16 protein-coding genes are annotated in these 16,527 nt (G+C 73.9%); 1 reads left to right on the top strand and 15 read right to left on the bottom strand.

The window, feature by feature from the left end:
* Positions 1–100: 100 nt before the first annotated feature.
* From ACH414_RS28740 to ACH414_RS28675, 14 genes are all read right to left on the bottom strand, one after another.
* Positions 101–760: a 4'-phosphopantetheinyl transferase gene (locus ACH414_RS28740; protein ID WP_391770002.1), complete on the bottom strand. Its 660-nt coding sequence runs from the start codon at positions 758–760 to the stop codon at positions 101–103.
* Between the two features lie 79 nt (positions 761–839).
* Entirely contained in the window at positions 840–1,901 is a 1,062-nt protein-coding gene (locus tag ACH414_RS28735) for a PucR family transcriptional regulator (protein WP_398943937.1), read from the bottom strand.
* A 107-nt stretch (positions 1,902–2,008) separates the two neighbouring features.
* Positions 2,009–3,211 (bottom strand): LLM class flavin-dependent oxidoreductase, encoded by a 1,203-nt coding sequence (locus ACH414_RS28730; RefSeq protein ID WP_382546018.1) that lies wholly within the window; start codon positions 3,209–3,211, stop codon positions 2,009–2,011.
* Positions 3,205–4,674 (bottom strand): NtaA/DmoA family FMN-dependent monooxygenase, encoded by a 1,470-nt coding sequence (locus ACH414_RS28725; RefSeq protein ID WP_382545499.1) that lies wholly within the window; start codon positions 4,672–4,674, stop codon positions 3,205–3,207. The genes ACH414_RS28730 and ACH414_RS28725 overlap by 7 nt, the downstream gene beginning before the upstream one ends.
* Complete coding sequence (locus ACH414_RS28720; RefSeq protein WP_382545502.1) at positions 4,671–5,615, bottom strand: fumarylacetoacetate (FAA) hydrolase; 945 nt, start codon at positions 5,613–5,615, stop codon at positions 4,671–4,673. Before ACH414_RS28720 ends, ACH414_RS28725 begins: the two co-directional genes overlap by 4 nt.
* A gap of 87 nt (positions 5,616–5,702) precedes the next feature.
* Positions 5,703–7,019 carry a pyridoxal phosphate-dependent aminotransferase gene (locus ACH414_RS28715; protein ID WP_382545505.1) on the bottom strand — a complete coding sequence of 439 codons (1,317 nt, stop codon included), beginning with the start codon at positions 7,017–7,019 and terminating at the stop codon, positions 5,703–5,705.
* Positions 7,020–7,055: 36 nt separating this feature from the next.
* Complete coding sequence (locus ACH414_RS28710) at positions 7,056–8,795, bottom strand: AMP-binding protein (protein ID WP_382545508.1); 1,740 nt, start codon at positions 8,793–8,795, stop codon at positions 7,056–7,058.
* Positions 8,792–9,928 carry a Glu/Leu/Phe/Val dehydrogenase dimerization domain-containing protein gene (locus ACH414_RS28705; RefSeq protein ID WP_391770004.1) on the bottom strand — a complete coding sequence of 379 codons (1,137 nt, stop codon included), beginning with the start codon at positions 9,926–9,928 and terminating at the stop codon, positions 8,792–8,794. The genes ACH414_RS28710 and ACH414_RS28705 overlap by 4 nt, the downstream gene beginning before the upstream one ends.
* 58 nt (positions 9,929–9,986) lie before the next feature.
* Positions 9,987–10,550: a type 1 glutamine amidotransferase gene (locus ACH414_RS28700; protein WP_382545514.1), complete on the bottom strand. Its 564-nt coding sequence runs from the start codon at positions 10,548–10,550 to the stop codon at positions 9,987–9,989.
* A 14-nt stretch (positions 10,551–10,564) separates the two neighbouring features.
* Positions 10,565–11,392: an acetylglutamate kinase gene (locus ACH414_RS28695; RefSeq protein ID WP_382545516.1), complete on the bottom strand. Its 828-nt coding sequence runs from the start codon at positions 11,390–11,392 to the stop codon at positions 10,565–10,567.
* Positions 11,389–12,477 (bottom strand): N-acetyl-gamma-glutamyl-phosphate reductase, encoded by a 1,089-nt coding sequence (argC, locus tag ACH414_RS28690; RefSeq protein WP_398943932.1) that lies wholly within the window; start codon positions 12,475–12,477, stop codon positions 11,389–11,391. Before argC ends, ACH414_RS28695 begins: the two co-directional genes overlap by 4 nt.
* Complete coding sequence (locus ACH414_RS28685; RefSeq protein WP_382545522.1) at positions 12,474–13,325, bottom strand: RimK family alpha-L-glutamate ligase; 852 nt, start codon at positions 13,323–13,325, stop codon at positions 12,474–12,476. Before ACH414_RS28685 ends, argC begins: the two co-directional genes overlap by 4 nt.
* Position 13,326: 1 nt before the next feature.
* Positions 13,327–13,512 (bottom strand): lysine biosynthesis protein LysW, encoded by a 186-nt coding sequence (locus ACH414_RS28680; RefSeq protein WP_046912295.1) that lies wholly within the window; start codon positions 13,510–13,512, stop codon positions 13,327–13,329.
* A gap of 77 nt (positions 13,513–13,589) precedes the next feature.
* Positions 13,590–14,732, bottom strand: coding sequence for an isopropylmalate synthase (locus ACH414_RS28675; protein WP_382545526.1), 1,143 nt, complete (start codon positions 14,730–14,732; stop codon positions 13,590–13,592).
* Positions 14,733–14,932: 200 nt separating this feature from the next.
* On the opposite strand from ACH414_RS28675, the gene ACH414_RS28670 reads away from it, so the two are divergent.
* Positions 14,933–15,772 carry an arylmalonate decarboxylase gene (locus ACH414_RS28670; RefSeq protein WP_382545529.1) on the top strand — a complete coding sequence of 280 codons (840 nt, stop codon included), beginning with the start codon at positions 14,933–14,935 and terminating at the stop codon, positions 15,770–15,772.
* A gap of 44 nt (positions 15,773–15,816) precedes the next feature.
* Here ACH414_RS28670 and ACH414_RS28665 read toward each other — a convergent pair whose 3' ends face one another.
* Positions 15,817–16,518: a response regulator transcription factor gene (locus ACH414_RS28665; protein WP_382545532.1), complete on the bottom strand. Its 702-nt coding sequence runs from the start codon at positions 16,516–16,518 to the stop codon at positions 15,817–15,819.
* Between the last annotated feature and the right edge of the window lie 9 nt (positions 16,519–16,527).

The following is a 16,527-nucleotide window of genomic DNA, read 5'->3' as shown; positions in this document are numbered from 1 at the left end:
AGGCGGGGAACAAGAGTTCATCGGACTGGCCTTCGGGCCTCCGGTGGACCGGGTCAACTGGCTTGAAACTGACGGCATAGGGGACGGGCGGGGCGACCGGTCAGCCGGTCGCCGGGACCGTCACCGAGGTGAGGATCAGCCCGTTCCGCACCGCCCACCTGCCCGTCATCGCCGTGAGCGGCACCCCGCCCAACACCGGGCCCGCCTGGTGCAGTTCGGCGGTGAACGTGCCGTCCCGCGGCGCGAACCGCACGGTCGCGTCCTCGAATCCCAGCCAACGCCGCGCCAGCGGGAACCACGCCTTGTAGACCGACTCCTTCGCGCTGAACAGCACCCGGTCCCAGCAGACCCCGGGCCGCTCGCCCGCCCACCGCGCCAGCTCCGCCCGCTCCTCGGGCCGCGCTATCACGCCGGCCACCCCCTCCGGCAGCGGCGCGTGCGGCTCGGCGTCGATGCCCACCGAGGCGACGGATCCCTCGCGCGCGAGCGCGGCGGCCCGGTAGCCGTCGCAGTGCGTGATGCTGCCGAGCACCCCCGCGGGCCACAACGGCTCCCGGTGCGCCCCGCTGAGGATCGCCACCGGCGGCAGCCCGAGCTCGGCCAGTGCCTGCCGGGCGCAGTGCCGCACGGTCACGTACTCCCGCCGACGCTGCTCGACGGCCCGCGTCAGCGCCTCCTCCTCGCCCGGGAACGGCCGCGCGTCCGGGACGTCCCCGTACGACTCGACGACCACGACCTGCGGCGGCAGCAGCGCCCTCACGGAAAACCCACCTGGTTCATGGGGGCCAAGGTACGGGCCGGCCCTCCGGGCTCCCCGCTCCGGGGCCCCGCCGCCGCGGTCACAGCTCCTGGTCCGGCCAGCCGAGGAGACGGGCGCCGATGACGGCGGTCTGGAGCGTGTAGCGCTGTGCCGGATCGGTCGGGTCGGCCCCGGTCAGCCGGTGGACGCGGTCGAGCCGGTACGTGACCGCGCGCACGCTCAGGGACAGCCGGCGGGCGGCCTCGGTGGTGACGCAGCCGCTGTCGAAGTAGGCGGTCAGGGTGTCGAGGAGCGGCTGGGCGCCGCCCCGCGCCTGGCGGACCGGGCCGAGCACGGAGCGTACGAGATCGGCCATGGCCTGCCGGTCGCGTGTGAGCACCGGGTACACCAGCAGGTCCGATGCGTGCAGGACCGGCCCCTCCAGGCCCATGCGCCCGGCCAGGGCGAGGGCGTTCAGCGCCTCCTCGTAGGAGTGGACGACTCCGCCGGCGCCCGGATGGGGCCGCCCGACGGCGACCATCCCGCCGTCGGCGGCGGCGTACGCCTGCTCGGCGAAGTGGCCGAGGACCTCCGGCTCGTCGGCGGGCGCGACGCAGACCAGCCGCCCGTCCTTCGTGGCGAGCAGGATCCGCCGGTCCCCGAACCGGGCGAGCAGGGAGGACTCGACGGCCCGCGGGACCGGGTCGCCGTCGGCATACGTGCGGGGGCACTCGGCGACGGCCACCGCGTGCGCGTGCGAGAGCAGCAGGCCGAAGCGCTCGGCCCGCTCCGCGAGACGGCCCAGGTCGCTGCGGCCGTACAGCAGGTCGTCGACGAACTCCCGCCGTGCGGCCTCCTCCTGCCGTACGGCCAGGGTCTGCGCCCGCTCGTGGCCCTCGGCGAACGCGTCGACCGCCTGCTCGACCGCCGCCAGCAGGCGCTCGTGGCCGTCCCGCGGGTCGGCGGGCCGGATCCGCCGGGCGGCGGAGAGATGGGCCCGGACGAGGAACCGCAGCCCGAGCCCGGCCTCCGCGGCCCGCTCCCCGCGCGCCCGGAGCGCCTCCAGCTCCTCGCGGCTCAGCCGCCTGCCGGTGGCGCAGACGCCGCTCAGGATCTCGGCGTACCCCTGCAGGTACTCCTCCGCCGACTCCCGAACCGCCATGACCCCTCCCCGTCCCGTGCGCGCCCTTGACGAGTTCCTGACGCGCGGTGACCAAGGGTGGCACGGCGGTGGGCGCGGTCCGCCGACGGGGGCGGTACGCGGGGGGCTCAGCCCTTGGCGTACCGGTTCGCCGGACGGGCCAGGCCCAGGTGGCCGCGGAGGGTGTCGGCCGTGTAGGCGGTGCGGAAGGCGCCACGGCGCTGGAGCTCGGGGACGAGAGCGCGGGTGATGGCCTCCAGGTCGTGGGGGAGGGTCGCGGGGCGGAGCCGGAAGCCGTCGAAGCCGAGTGGCCGCCAGTCGAGGAGCAGGTCGGCGAGGCCGGCGGGGGTGCCGGTGAAGACGTGCGCGTCGGAGGCGAGTTCGGCACCGGCCAGGGCGTCCAGACGCGCCTTGCGCGCGTCGGCCGCCGCCTCCGTCTCGTCCAGCAGGACCACCAGGTCGGCGAAGCGCTTCAGCGGGCGGGCGCTCTCGTCGCGGTCCGCGACGCGGACCGCGACGTCGAGCTCCGCGAGCACACGGCGCGCGTCGGCGGGGCCGTGCGGGGTGACGAAGACCAGGTCCGAGGCGTGCGCGGCGAACTCGTACGGCGTCGACGCGTGCGCCAGGCTCGCCACCAGCGGCTGGCCCTGCGGCGGGCGCGGGGTGATCGAGGGGCCCCGGACGCTGAAGTGCGGGCCCTCGAAGTCGACCGCGTGGAGCTTGGCGCGGTCCACGAAGCGGCCCGTCGCCGTGTCCCGTATCTCTGCGTCGTCCTCCCAGCTGTCCCACAGCCGCCGCGCCACCTCCACCACGTCGACGGCCTCCGCGAACAGCGGGCGCAGCCGGGCGGCGATCGACTCCGGATCCCGTACGTCCTCGTCGGTGAGCTGCGGGGTGGTGCGGCGCCCGAAGTGCCGGGCGTCCGCCGCGCGAGAGGCGATCTGCGGACGCCAGCCCGCCCGGCCGCGGGCGGCGTGGTCGAGCGTCGCGATGCCGATGGCCACGTGGAACGGCTCGGTGTGGGTGACGTTAGTCGTCGGCACGAGACCGATGTGGCGGGTCAGCGGCGCCACCCGGGCCGCCACCAGGACCGCGTCCAGACCGCCCCTGACCTGGTCGGTGCGCTCGTCCGGCCGGTGGAAGGCGGCGGACTGCTGTCCGAGGGCGTCCTCCAGGGTCACGAAGTCGAGCAGCCCGCGCTCGGCCTCCGTCACCAGGTCCACCCAGTAGCCGGCGGAGAACAGCTCCGCGGGCCGGGCGTCCGGGGCCCGCCAGGCCGCCGGATGCCAGCCCGCGCCGTCGAGGGCGACGGCCAGGTGCAGGGTCACGATGCCTCCTTGGGCGTCGACGTGGGAGACGTGGGGGACGAGGCGGGTGCCGCGGGCGCGGCGGACGAGGAAGGGACGGCGGACGGGCGGGGCCCGGCGGTGGCGGGGGCGCCGAGGCCCAGGTGCTCGCGGAGCGTCGTGCCCTCGTACTCCTCGCGGAAGACGCCCTTCTCCTGGAGCAGCGGGACCACCCGGTCCACCACGTCGTCCAGCCCACCGGGCGTCAGGTGCGGGACGAGCACGAAGCCGTCCGCCCCGTCGCTCTGCACGAAGTGGTCGATGGCGTCGGCGACCGTGCGCGGGCTGCCCACGAAGGTCTGGCCGCCGTGCACCTCGATCATCAGCTCGCGGATGCTCAGACCGCGCTCCTCCGCAAGCTTCCGCCAGCGCCGGGCCGTCTCCTCCCGGCCCTTGCGGAACACCGAATGCCCCTTCAGGACCAGGGATTCGGGCTCCGGGTCCACGTCGGGCAACGGACCGTCCGGGTCGTAACCGGACAGGTCGCGGCCCCACACCCCCTCCAGGTGGGCGATCGCCGTCTGGGGGCTCACCTGGGCGCGGGTGATCTCGTCGGCGTACGCGGCCGCCTCCGCGTCCGTGTCGGCGACGACCGCCGTCGCCGTCGGCAGGATCTTCAACTGCTCGTGGCCGCGCCCGTACTTCGCCAGCCGGGACTTCACGTCCGCGTAGAACGCGCGGGCCTCGTCGAGCCGGCTGTACTTGCTGAAGATCACGTCCGCGTCCGACGCGGCGAACTCCCGGCCCGCCTCCGACTCCCCGGCCTGGATGACCACCGGATGCCCCTGCGGGCCGCGCGGGGTGGTGAACCGGCCCTCGATGTCGAAGTGCCGGCCCCGATGGGCGAACCGGCCCGCGCCCGGGCGCACGAACCGCCCCGACGCGGCGTCCGCGAGCACGTCGCCCGCCGCCCAGCTGTCCCACAACTCCCGTGCCGTGGCCAGGAACTCGGCGGCCCGGGTGTAGCGGTCGGCCTCGTCGAGGAAGCCGCCGCGGCGGAAGTTCTCGCCCGTGAAGGCGTCGAAGCTGGTGACCACGTTCCAGGCCGCCCGGCCCCCGCTCAGCAGGTCGAGGCTCGCGAGCCGGCGCGCCACCTCGTACGGCTCGTTGAACGTGGCGTTCACGGTGGCGGCGAGCCCCAGCCGGTCGGTGACGGCCGCGAGGGCGGCGAGCACCGTCAGGTTCTCCGGGCGGCCCACCACGTCCAGGTCGTAGATCTCGCCCTTGTGCTCGCGCAGCCGCAGCCCCTCGGCGAGGAAGAAGAAGTCGAACCTCCCCCGCTCGGCGGTCTGCGCGAGCCGTATGAAGGAGTCGATGGAGATCTGGCTCTCGGACCGCGGGTCCGACCAGACGGTCACGTTGTGGATGCCCGGCAGCTGCGCCGCGAGGTGCACCTGTTTCACCGTGCCTGCTCCTTCTCGGGTCGGTCGGGTGGCGGGCCGGGTCATGCGAGACGGGCGGGCGAGACGTACCGCACGGTGTTCTCGAAGGCGATCCCGTGGCTCTTCACGTCGATGGCGATCCGGTCCCCGTCGGCGATCCGGAACCCGTCGTGGAAGCTGGCCTCGTCCGCGCCGAGCAGCACGTAGTTGACGAGGCCGGGCCGCCGCACGGCGGGGAACGAGAACAGGTGCTCCACCATGTCCCGCACCCGGAAGTACAGCGCGTCGCCGCCGCAGTCGAAGCCGCCCTCCCACGCGGTGGCGCCGTCGCGCGTGATGGTCACCCGCCCGCTCGCCGAGCGCGGCGGCTCGCCGAGGAACAGCCAGGGCGCGAGCGCCGTGTCGCACAGCTTGCAGTACGGGTTGTAGCCCGGGTCCTTGCGGTGCAGGCCGATGTCGCAGAGGTCGTTGCCGAAGGTGTAGCCCGCGTAGTGCGGAGTGCCGTCGGCGTCGTTGACGTACACGAGGGCCACCTCGGGCTCCTCGATGAGCGCCACCGGCTCCGCCGGCACGTTCAGCGCCTCGCCGGGCAGGCGCACCCACTCCCCGAAGCCCTTGAAGAACCACTTCGGCGGGGTGAACTCCGCGCCCTCCGGCTGGGTCTCGCCGCCCCACTTCTTGCGGTGGGTGCCCATGAAGCCGCTCAGCAGGGCGTTGCCGGTGGCGGTCGGGAGCAGCGGCGGGAGCAGCCGCAGTTCCGGGTCGTCCGCGGCCACCGCGACCGGGGCCGCGCCCTCGGTCACCGCGGCCCGCACCGCCTCCGCCGAGCCGTCGGTGGCGATGAACGCGGCGGCGAGCTGCCCGTCGGCCACCGGGTAGAGGGTGTGCGTGGCCCCCGGCTCCCCGGGCCCGCCGAAGCCGACGTGACGGCGGCCCCGGTACAGGGCCTCGAAGAGGGTGGGGGTGGGGGCGGGAACGGGGGACGGCGTCGGGGTCGGAACGGACATGGGGAGGACCTCCTGATCGTTCGTGAGGTGAGGTGAGGTGAGGTGAGGAAGGGCGAAGGGGGGAGTGGGTTACGGGCGTTGCGGGCGTTACGAGGCCGTCAGCGAGGCGACCGCCTCGCCCACCCATGCGACGGACTCCCGGACCCAGGGCAGCGCCAGGGGGTCCTGTGCGGTGAGCGCGGTCAGGCGCTGTTCGTCCGTGTCCCCGTACAGACGGCTGGTCGCGACCCGGATCCGCAGCGCCTCGGCGGGTTCCCCGAAGGCGCTCGCCGGGAGCACGCCCACGCCGTGGCGCTCGCTGAGGAAGCGGGCCAGGTCGTCGCCGCTGTGGAGGCCATGGACGCGGGCGAGTTGCTCTCGCAGCGGAACGAAGTCCGGGTAGAGGTAGCAGGTCGCCCGGACGGGGGCGAGGAGGGCGCCGGCCGCGGTGAAGTGCCCGGCGACCGCGCGCACCACCGTCTCGTGCAGCCGGCGGCTCGCCGCGATGTGCGCGGTCACCTCCGGCGGCTCGCCGAACGCGTACGCGGCCACCGTCTGCACCGGCGCCGGCGGGCTGGACCAGATCTGGCTGGCGACCGGCACGAGCCGGGCGTGCAGCTCCCGGCCCAGCTCCCCGTCCGGCAGCCGGGCGACCCCCGTCCGCCAGCCGCCCAGGGCCAGGTTCTTGGTGAGCCCCGTGGTGACGACGGTCCGTTCGGGCGCGTGCAGGGCCGGGGACTCGGCCGGTGCCGACGTGTCGTACACGAGGTCGCCGTAGATCTCGTCCGAGACCACGACCAGGTCGAGCTCCCGGGCCACCGCCGCCAGCCGCCGTACGGTGCCGGGCGAGGCCACGGTGCCGGTCGGGTTGTCCGGCACCGTCACCACCACCGCACGCGGCTCGCGCCCGGCGGCCCGCGCCGCGAGCACCGCCTCGCGCAGCAGCTCGGGATCCGGCACCCCGCCCTCGCCCGGCGGCGTCGGCACGGGCAGCGGGCGCGCCCCCGCGAGCCGCGCCTGGGCCGCGTAGCTCACCCAGCTCGGCACCGGCACCACCACGTCCCCGCCGATCGCCAGGAGCAGCGCGAACAGCAGGGACTTGCTGCCCGGCCCGGCGACGACCCGCCCCGGGTCCACGCCGATCCCGCGCCGCGCCCAGTACCCGGCCGCCGCCTCCCGCAGGGCCGCGCTGCCGGGCACGGGGCCGTAGGCGTTCTCACCGGCCGCGGCGGCGAGGCGCTCGCGCAGCGCGGGCAGCACCGGGAGGCCGATCTCCCCGCTCGCCATCGACAGGACCCGCTCCCCGGCCAGCCGCCGCCGGGCCAGCGCCTCGTCGGCGGCGAGGGTCGCGGACATGGCGACGGGCGCGGGGCCGGGTCCGTCGGCGGTGGTCGTGGCGGTGGCGGGCACGGGGGCCGGGGGCATGTCAGGCTCCAGGGGTCGGGGGGAAGCGGCGGGGCATCAGCGGGCGGCCGACGAGGGCTGCGGCGGCCCGTACCGCTGCCGCAGCTCCACCTTCCGGACCTTGCCGGTCAGCGTCTTCGGCAGCGCCGGGAGGAGTTCCACCCGGTCAGGAAGGAATCGCGGATCCTGTCCGGCGGCGAGCAGGTGGGCGCGCACCTCGTCGAGGCCCGGTCCTGCCTCGGCGCCCGCGCCCTCGGGCACGACCACGACCGCGCAGATCACCGTGGCCCCGGCGTCCGTGGCGTCCGGCAGACCCACGAGCGCGGCCTCGACCGCCTTCGGGTGGCTGCCGATCACCGCCTCCAGCTCCGTCATCGGCGCGACCACCCCGTCCCGGACGATCGCGTCGCGCGCCCTGCCGATGATGCGGATGCCGCCGCGGCCGTCCTCCCGGGCCAGGTCGCCGGTGTCGAACCAGCCGTCCGCGCCGAACTCCGCCGCGAACGCCTCCTCGCGCCGGTAGTAGCCCAGGGCGAGGGAGGCACCGCGCACCCGCAGCCGGCCCACGCCGCCCGCGGCCTCGGCGTCGACGCGGACCTCCATGGCGTCGATGGGGCGCCCGTTGCTGTGCGCCGCCCAGTCCTCGGGGTCGGCGGGGCGGGTCATCGTCACCGGACCGTTCTCCGACATTCCCCACAGCGAGTACGTACGGGCGCCGAGCGCCGCGTGGACCTCGTCGGCCAGCTCCGCGAGCACCGGCGCCGAACCGATCACCACGTGCCGCAGCGTGCCGGTGTCGCGCTTCTCGGCGCGCTGCGAGGCCACCACGTCCGCGAGGGTGGCCGGCGGCCCGTACAGCAGGGTCGCGCGGTAGCGCTCCACCAGGTCGAGCAGCGCCTCGTTCTTCCGCACGTCCTGGAAGGCGACCGTCCCGCCGAGCATGACGCCCGCCAGGACGCCCTGCGCGAAGCCGGAGTAGTGGACGAGCGGGGTCGACACGGCGGCCACCCAGTCGTCACCGAGCCCGAAGGCCTCGACGTAGCCGCGCACGGCCGAGTGGACCGTGTTCTGGCTGTGCAGCACGCCCTTGGACTCGCCCGTGGTGCCGGAGGTGAACAGCACGACGAACGGCTCGTCGGCCGTGAGCGCGGCCCGGCCCTCCAGGGCCTCGGCGCGCTCCTCACGGGCGGCGGCCACGAAGTGCTCGTGGAAGGAGAGCGCACCGTCCGGCACCGGTCCGTCCACGACCAGCACGTGCTCCAGCGTGGGGAGTTCGTCCTTGAGGCGGGTCGCGATGTCGGCGAGCGGCGTGCCCGACCACTCCGGGAGCGTGATGCACACCCGGGCCCCGGTGAGGCCGAAGCGGTGGCGCAGCTCCTCCTCGGGACAGATCGGCGAGATCGGGCAGATGACGGCGCCGACCCGCATGCACGCGAACATCAGCGGCACCATCTCCCAGCGGTTGGGGAGCTGGACGGCCACGAAGTCGCCCCGCTCGACGCCGAGTTCGACGAGGGCGAGCGCGAAGCGGTCCGTCAGTGCGCCGAGTTCGGCGAAGTCGAGGGTGTCCGTGCGGGACTCGGCGATCCTGCGGCCGGCGATGGCGAGCTTGTGCGGCCGCTCGCGCGCCTGCCGGTACAGGTCGTCCAGGAAGGTCTCGTCCCGCCACCAGCCCCGCCGCCGGTACTCGGCACCCGCTCCCGGCTCAGGCGCGCCCCGCCCGGGCGCTCCCGACGCGGCCGTTTGCGGCACCGCCGTCCCCGACGACGGGGCGGGATCCGTCGTGGCGGCCGTCATCCCAGGAGCTCCTTCCGGCGCGTGGCCAGGAGCTCCGGCAGCGGGTCGCCCGCGCGGCCGTCCGCGATCTCCAGGAGGTCCCGGGTGTTCTGCCGCACCCGGTCGCCGACCCAGTCGAAGACCCACGCCTTGCGGGCGTCCGCCGCCAGCTCGAAGGGGACGACCCGGGTGACGGCGAGGGCCGCCGAGGCCGCGCCGCCGATGTTGGCTATCACGCCCGGCACCAGCGTGCCGCCCGAGGCCGCGACCTTCTCCTTCGCCGCGGCGGTGGAGGCGAGGTTCGCGCCCTCCACGACCAGGCCGGCCTTCAGGCGGTGGGCGTTCTCGGCGGTGAGCGCGTACTTCTGCGCGGCGAGGATCAGCAGGTCCGCGTCCACGTCGAGCCAGGCGTCCGGCGCCGTGGAGAGCGTGACGTCCTGCGGGAGCCTGGAACGGTCGATGCGCCCGAACTCATCCGTGATCGCCACGAGTTCGGCGACGGGGAGCCGGTCGGCGCTGATGGTTCCCTGCACGTCGGCGACGCCCACGACGATGTGCCCGCGCTCCTCGAGGAAGCGCGCCACCGCCCGGCCGACCGCGCCGAAGCCCTGCACCACGACCCGGGCGGCCTCGGTGCGGCCCCGGGCCTCCAGCGCGGTGAGCGCGGCGACGCCGACGCCGTGCCCGGTGCAGTCGATCAGCGGCTCGTAGTACGTGCGCCAGTCGATCGGCATGTCGGGCGCGCCGAGCCGGTAGCGCGGGTCGTAGCCGGCCTCGTCGAAGAAGACGGCCCGGTCGGCGGGGGTGACGCCCATGTCGATGCCCAGGTGGATGCCGCCGTGCAGCAGCGGCTTCACGGTGCGGCCGAAGGTGCGGAAGGTCCGCTCCCGGTCGGCGCCCTCGGAGTTGCCCGCGTCGGCCACGATGCCGGCCTTGGCGCCGCCGATGCGCAGCCCGGCCAGGGTGAACTTGTCGGTCATGTCGCGGGCGAGACCGGCCACCTCCTCCTCGGTGACCCCGGTCGTCATCCGCGTACCGCCCATGGCGAGGCCGTCGACGAGGGTGTCGACGACGACCCAGCCCTTGATCGCGCCGCGGCTGCCGTTGAGGTGGACGGTGAAGGCGGGTTCCTGCGGGTTCTCGACAACGCTCATGAGTGCTCACATCCTTTTTCACGGAGAGGAAGAAAGGGCCGAAGAGGCGGGTGCGGGCTCACTGGTAGAGCCCGGCGAAGCCGCGCAGGATCTCCAGGCCGTCGGGGCGGAACTCCACGTGCGCCTGCGAGCCGAGGATCCGGCCGTCGTCCGAGCGGAGGAACTCCACCGGCGCGTGCTCGGAGTGCCCGATGGACCGGAAGCCCGCCGGCGCCTCCCGGAGGTACAGGGTGTGCCGGTGGAAGACCGTCACGGTGGGCTTGACGTGGGCGAACAGCGGCTCCTGCGGGTCGACCGTCGCCTGGTAGCCGCCGACCCGCTGCGGCCCCTCGGCGAGCCGGCCGCCGTTGGCGACGGCGATGATCTGCATCCCGCCGCAGATGCCGTAGACGGGGACGTCGCTGCCCATCACGAGGTCGATGAGCGGCCGGTAGTAGTCGGTGTCGTAGGCCCGTACCTTCGTTCCGCTCAGCACGATGGCCTGGTGGCGGCCGTCGAGCCGGGCCGGCACGGACGCCGCGTCGACGACGTCGGTCTGCGAGCCCAGCTCCTCGAAGCGGGCGCGCAGCTGTTTCAGGGACAGGGTCCCGTTGTTGACGACGAGTACCCGGGGTTGCGCCATGGTGCCTTCGCTCCTCAGCTTCGCGTGATGACGGTGCCGGTCCGGCCGGCGAGCAGGTCGCTGACGGAGGCGCCGCCGAGGACGACCCGCGCCACCCCCGCGTCCAGGGCCTCCCCGGCCGCCCGCAGCTTCTTCCGCATGCCGCCGGTGGCCCCCTTGTCGCGGAAGGCGGCGGCGGCCTGGGCGTCGATCCGGGACACCGGCTCGCCGTCGACCAGGAGATGGGCGACGTCCGTGACCAGGACCAGGTCCGTCGCGCCGGTGGCTCCGGCGAGGGCGGCCGCGGCCCGGTCGGCGTCGGTGTTCACCTCGCGGCCCGCGGTGTTCCTGGCCAGCGGGGTGACGAGGTGGGCGTGGCCCGGCCGCAGGTCCTTGAGCAGCGCCGGGTTCACCCCGGTGATCGGCCCGACCAGGTTCTCCAGCTCGACGAGCTGCTTGTCCCGCCACCACCAGCGCTCGCCCTCGCCCGCGCTGACCAGGCCCTCGCTGCCGAGCAGCCGCTCGGCGCTGATGCCGCGCGCGGAGAGCCGGGCGAAGACCTCCTCGGCCAGCGTGGCGCTGACCGTCTTGATGTCCTCGATCACCTCGGGGGTGGTCCAGCGGCTCTGGTTGCCGTAGCGGTCGCGCAGCACCGCGGACGGCTCGCTGTAGCGGGGGCTGAGCCGCTTGAGCGGCTTGGACCAGCCGTGCACCAGGACCAGCGGATGCCGTGCGCCGTACGCGGCGAGGTCGTCCCACCAGGCGCCGGAGAGATCGTCGAGGCAGCTGCCGCCGAGCTTGACGACGGTGGGGACGACGGCCGGGGCGCCGCCCGGAGCGGCGGGCTTCGCGGTGGCGCTCATGCCGGCATCACCGGCTGCATGGTCAGCCCCGCGTCCTCGGGCAGCCCGAACCGCAGGTTCGCCGCCTGCACTGCCTGCCCCGCGGCCCCCTTGACGAGGTTGTCGAGCGCGGCGAGCACCACGATCCGGCCGTCCTCCTCGTCGTGGAGCACGGTCACGTCGCAGAAGTTGGAGCCCAGCACCGCCTGCGGGTCCGGCACCGGGATCAGCGTCTCGTTGTGCCGGCGCACCCGCACGAAACGGTGCTCCTTGTAGAAGCGGAGGTACGCCCGCTGCAGCTCGCGCTGGTCGACGGCCGCGTCCGTGAAGACGTAGCTGCTGGTCAGCAGGCCGCGGACATGCGAGACGCCGTACGCCGACATGCTGAGCGAGCCGATGGACCCCGGCCTGCTCCGGTCCAGGAAGTCCCGTACCTCGCCCGCGTGCCGGTGCCCGGTCGGGGCGTACGGGGCGATGGCGCCGCTGCGGAAGGGATGCAGGTCCGCCGTGCGCAGCTGGAGCCCGCCGCCGCTCGAACCGCTCTTGCCGTCGACCACCACGGTCTTCAGGTCAAGTCCGAGGCCCAGCGTGAGCGGGGCGAGGCCGAGGGTGATGGCGGTCGCGTAGCAGCCGGGCAGCGAAATCAGCGCGGCGTCCGCCAGCTGGTCCTTGACCAGCTCCGGCACGCCGTAGACGAAGCGGTCGGCGAGGTCGGTGCGCCGGCTGACCTTCGGGTACCAGCGGTCGTGCAGTTCGGGCGTGCGGATGCGGAAGGCGCCGCTGAGGTCGACGACCGCCGGGACCCGGTCGGCGAGCAGCGCCGACAGCTCGGCGGAGACCGGCGCCGGGGTGGCGAGGAAGACCACGTCCAGTGCCTCGGCGAGCTCGTCGACGATCTCCTCGTCGACCCGCCGGACGGTCAGGCCGCCCAGGTCGAGCCGGAGACCGGGGTGGAGCTCGGCCGGGCGGCGGCCGACGTTCGAGGAGCCGCCGAGGAAGGCCAGTTCGAGATCGGGGTGCTGGGTGATCAGCCGGATGAGTTCGCCGCCGGCGAGCCCCGAGGCGCCGACGACGCCCGCGCGGACCGGACGGGTGGTGCGTGTCATGCGAGCAGCTCCTGGAGGTAGCGGCCGACGGCGGCCGGGATGTCCGCGCCGGTCGCGGAGGCCACCGCCCGGAAACCGGGGGCGTGGTTGACCTCGTTGACGACGTAGCCGTCGGGCGTGCGGAACAGGTCGACCCCGTAGATGCCGGGGCCGAGTTCGCCCACCACCCCGTCGACGATCTTCAGGACGTCCGGGTCGTGGGCCACGGCGCGGCTGCTGTTGCCGAGCGCCGCGTTGTTGCGCCAGTCGGTGCCCGCGCTCTCGAACTCGGCGGCGCCGACCACCTCGTGGCCGACGACCAGGCAGCGCACGGAGGTGCCGCCGCCGATGTACGGCTCGACGAGGCAGGCCTGTTCGAAGGCGTGGCCGAGGTCCTCGACGTAGTCGTACACCGAGTGGGCGAGGTCGGCGTGCCGGATCAGCGTCACCCGCTTGCCCATGCCGCCGAAGACCGGTTTGAGGACCAGCGGGGGCGTCAGCTCGTCGATGGCCTGCTCGAAGTCCTTGCGAGAGAGCGCGAGCCGGAACTCGGGCACGGGCACCCCGGCCCTGCGCAGCTCGGCCCGCAGCACCGCCTTGTTCTCGCAGACGTGGATCGCCCGCGCGGAGTTGATCACCCGCGCCCCGGCGGCCTCGGCGAGCGTGGCGACGAGGCCGCCGCGGGTGTAGCTGCGACTGCGGACCAACAGGGCGTCGAAGCCCTTGAGGGAGGGGGCGTCCTCGTGCCCGAGGGTGAGGGACTCGTCGTTGACCCACTCGACGGCCAGGCCGAAGTCGGGTCCCGCCTGGATCAGCTTGCGCTCCTCCCAGCTGATCCGGTCGGCGACGATCGCGATGCGCCGGGTCATGTCACTGGCCCCAGTCGCGCAGCTGCACCTCGACCATCTCGAGGGTGAGCGTGCCGTCCTGGACGGCCTCGACGCGCAGGGTGAGCATGCACTCGGGGCAGGACAGGGTCTCGCCCTCGCCGATCGGGGGCACGGTCAGATCGGTCTCGCACTCGGGGCAGACGCCGGTGAGGGTGGCAGTGGGCATGGCATGACTTCCTTTCGGAGAGGAATGAACGAGGGGAATGACAGGCAGGGTGGACGCGTACGGGTGACGGGAGGCGCTCACGCGGCCTGGAAGTCGATCGCCGCCTTGCGGATCGCGTCCCGGTCGAGCAGTGGCGCACCCGTGCGCTCCTGGCGCTCGGTGAGCCAGGGGGTGAAGGCGTCCACGTCGACGAAGACGCCCGAACCGTCCAGCGCCCACTTCACGAGCGCCGGCGTGAGCCGGGTGCGGACCAGCAACTCGCGCGAGTTGCCGACCAGTTCGGCGGGAAGCGTCTCGTACGCCTCGGGGTGGGTGAGCTGCCCGGGGAGCTCGTACGCGAAGGCGTGCGACGTCGTCGGCCCGGACTGGAAGGCCTCGCCGAGGCCCGCGCCCTTGAGCGCGATGCGGGACAGCTCGGTGAGATGGGTCAGGTCGAAGCGGGTGTCGCCGTGGATCACCCGCAGCGAGGTGAGCAGTTCGGCCAGCGGGGCGTTGCCGCCGCGCTCGCCGATCCCGCCGACGGTCGCGGAGATCCACTGGGCGCCCGCCCGGACGGCGGCCAGCGAGTTGGCGACGGCCATGCCCAGCATGTTGTGGGAGTGGATCTCGATCTCCGAGCCGTCGATGGCGGTGAGGTCGCCGATCACCTCCTCCATCTGCCAGGGCGAGAGGTACGCGACGGTCTCGGCGAGCCGGAACCGGTCGGCGCCCGCCGCGAAGCCCGCCTCGACATAGGGGACGAGCCGCTCCCGCGGGGTGCGGGCACCGTCCTCGCCGCTGAAGGTGACGTGGAAGCCGCGCTCCTTGGCCTGGGTGATCGCGGAACGGGCCAGCGTCTGCAGGAACTTGGCACTGGGCGAGCCCAGCTTGAGGCGGGCGTGCTGCTCGGAGGTCGGGATCGAGTACATGATGTGGCGGACGCCGAGCCGCTCGGCCTCGTCGAGGGCCCTCGCGACCTGCTGGCGGTCCCGCACCACCACGAGCGTCATGCTCCGCTCGGGGGTGACGGCCTCGTGGGTGGCGAGGACCAGGTCGGCGTCCTTCGAGCCGGGCCCCGACACCATCCCCACCTCGACCAGCTCGACGCCGGTCCGCACCAGCAGTCCGGCGATGGCCGCGGCGTCCTCGGGGCCGAACTCGACGCCCGCCATGTGCGCCGAATCCCGCAGCGTCGCGTCGGATATGCGGGGAGGGGTCTCCAGCCTTTCGACTGCTGCCATTTCCTCACTCCTTCTCGGGATCCTGTGATCACCACACTCCAGCGAATACATGTAAGAAACAAGGGGATTCGGGTCAGGGCTCTGTGGGGGAATGTCAAGCAGTGTCAAGAACGAAAGGACGTGCAAGGCCGAGGTGAGCGGCGTGTCTTTTCGTCCCGCTTCCGCTGCCGGGCCCGCCGCCCGCGCCCTAATGTGCGCCCATGGACCTTTTCTCGCTGCCCCGACTCGGCGTCGTCGTCCCGCCGGAGAACCCGACGGCGGAACCGGAGTTCAACCGGCTCGTCGGCGCCGGAACGCACGTGTACACGTCCCGCTTCCCCGTCACGCCGGGCGTGGAGCTCAAGGAGATGCTGGAGACCTACAACCGGGTGCTGCCCGACACCCTCGCGGGCTTCGGCGGCATGCGCCTGGACGCCGCCGTGGTGGCGTGCAGCGCCTCGCACTACCTGCTCGACCCCGACGGGGACCTCGCCCTGTGCGAGGAGCTCTCGGAGCACGCCGGCTTTCCCGTACGGTCCTCGACGCAGGCGATCCTGGCCGCGTGCGAGGCGCTCGGCGTGCACCGGCTGACCCTCGTCTCCCCGTACCAGCCGTGGCTCACCGAGGTTTCGCGGGCCTTCTGGGAGCGCGCCGGACTCACGGTCGACGGCGTCGTCCTCGTACCGGCGGGCCGTACCGCCGACGGCGCCGACCACTTCGACCCCTACCAGGTGACCACCGAGCGGATAGGCGAGCGCGTACGGGCCCACCTGCGGGAACACCCGCTGCCCGAGCGCTCCGCGCTGCTCTTCACCGGTACGGGGATGGGCACGCTGGCCGCCCTGACGGAGCTCGCCGCCCGCCGGGACACCGCCGGCCGGCCGCTGCTCTCCTCGAACCTGGCCTCCGCGTGGTGGGCGTGGCGGGCCACGGGCGGACCTGCCGGGGCCACCGCCGGGGACGCCGGGGCAGCCGGAGCCGAGGGGCTCGGGCAGGCCGCGGCGGTGCACCCGCTGGTGCGGCGACTGGACGCGCAGGTGGCGGCGGCGGGGGTCCGCTGAGGAGCCGGCCGCGGCGGGCGGGCCCCGGCGCGGGGGCCGGGGCCTCAGCCCGCCGACGTCTCCGGGACGCGCGCGAACGCCGGGTAGTGCCCCATCCGGTAGCCCACCCCGCGGACCGTGAGGATCCAGCGGCTGCAGCCGAGCTTGGCGCGCAGCGTGCTCACATGGGTGTCGATGGTCCGGCTGCCGGCGGCCCATTCGCTGCCCCAGACCTTCGCCATCAGTTCCTTCCGGGAGATGACGCTCTCGGAATGCGAGGCGAGCAGATGAAGAAGCTCGAATTCCTTCGATGTCACCTCGATGAGACGCCCCCTGAGGCGTACTTCCCGCGCCCGGGAATCGATGTGCAGAGGGCCGAGGGAAATCACCTGCGGCGCCGCGGAAACCGGACGCCTGGCCCTCCGCAGAACGGCCTCGACCCGCGCCGCGATCTCACGGAAACCCCAGGTCTGCGCGACACAGTCGTCCGCACCCGCTTTCAGTGCGAGCACCCGCTCCAATTCGTCGTCGCGGCGGGTGAAGGCGATCAGCGGGACATCGCTTTCGGCGCGCAGGTTGCGGCAGACCTCGATGCCGTCGACATCGGGCAGTTCCAGCGAGAGCAGCACCAGGTCCGCCTCGCGGTAGGTGCGCAGGGCGTGCGCCCCGCTGTCCACGCTGCGGGCGGCGAAGCCCTGCCGGCGCAGATCGCGCACCAACGATGCGGCGGAGGAGGCTTCCCGCTCCACCACGAGTACGTTTCTCATCGGCCCGGA

The sequence above is a fragment of the Streptomyces sp. NPDC020422 genome, assembly GCF_044386705.1.
Classification (GTDB): Bacteria; Actinomycetota; Actinomycetes; order Streptomycetales; family Streptomycetaceae; genus Streptomyces.
This window is presented reverse-complemented; position numbering and strand designations above follow the sequence as displayed.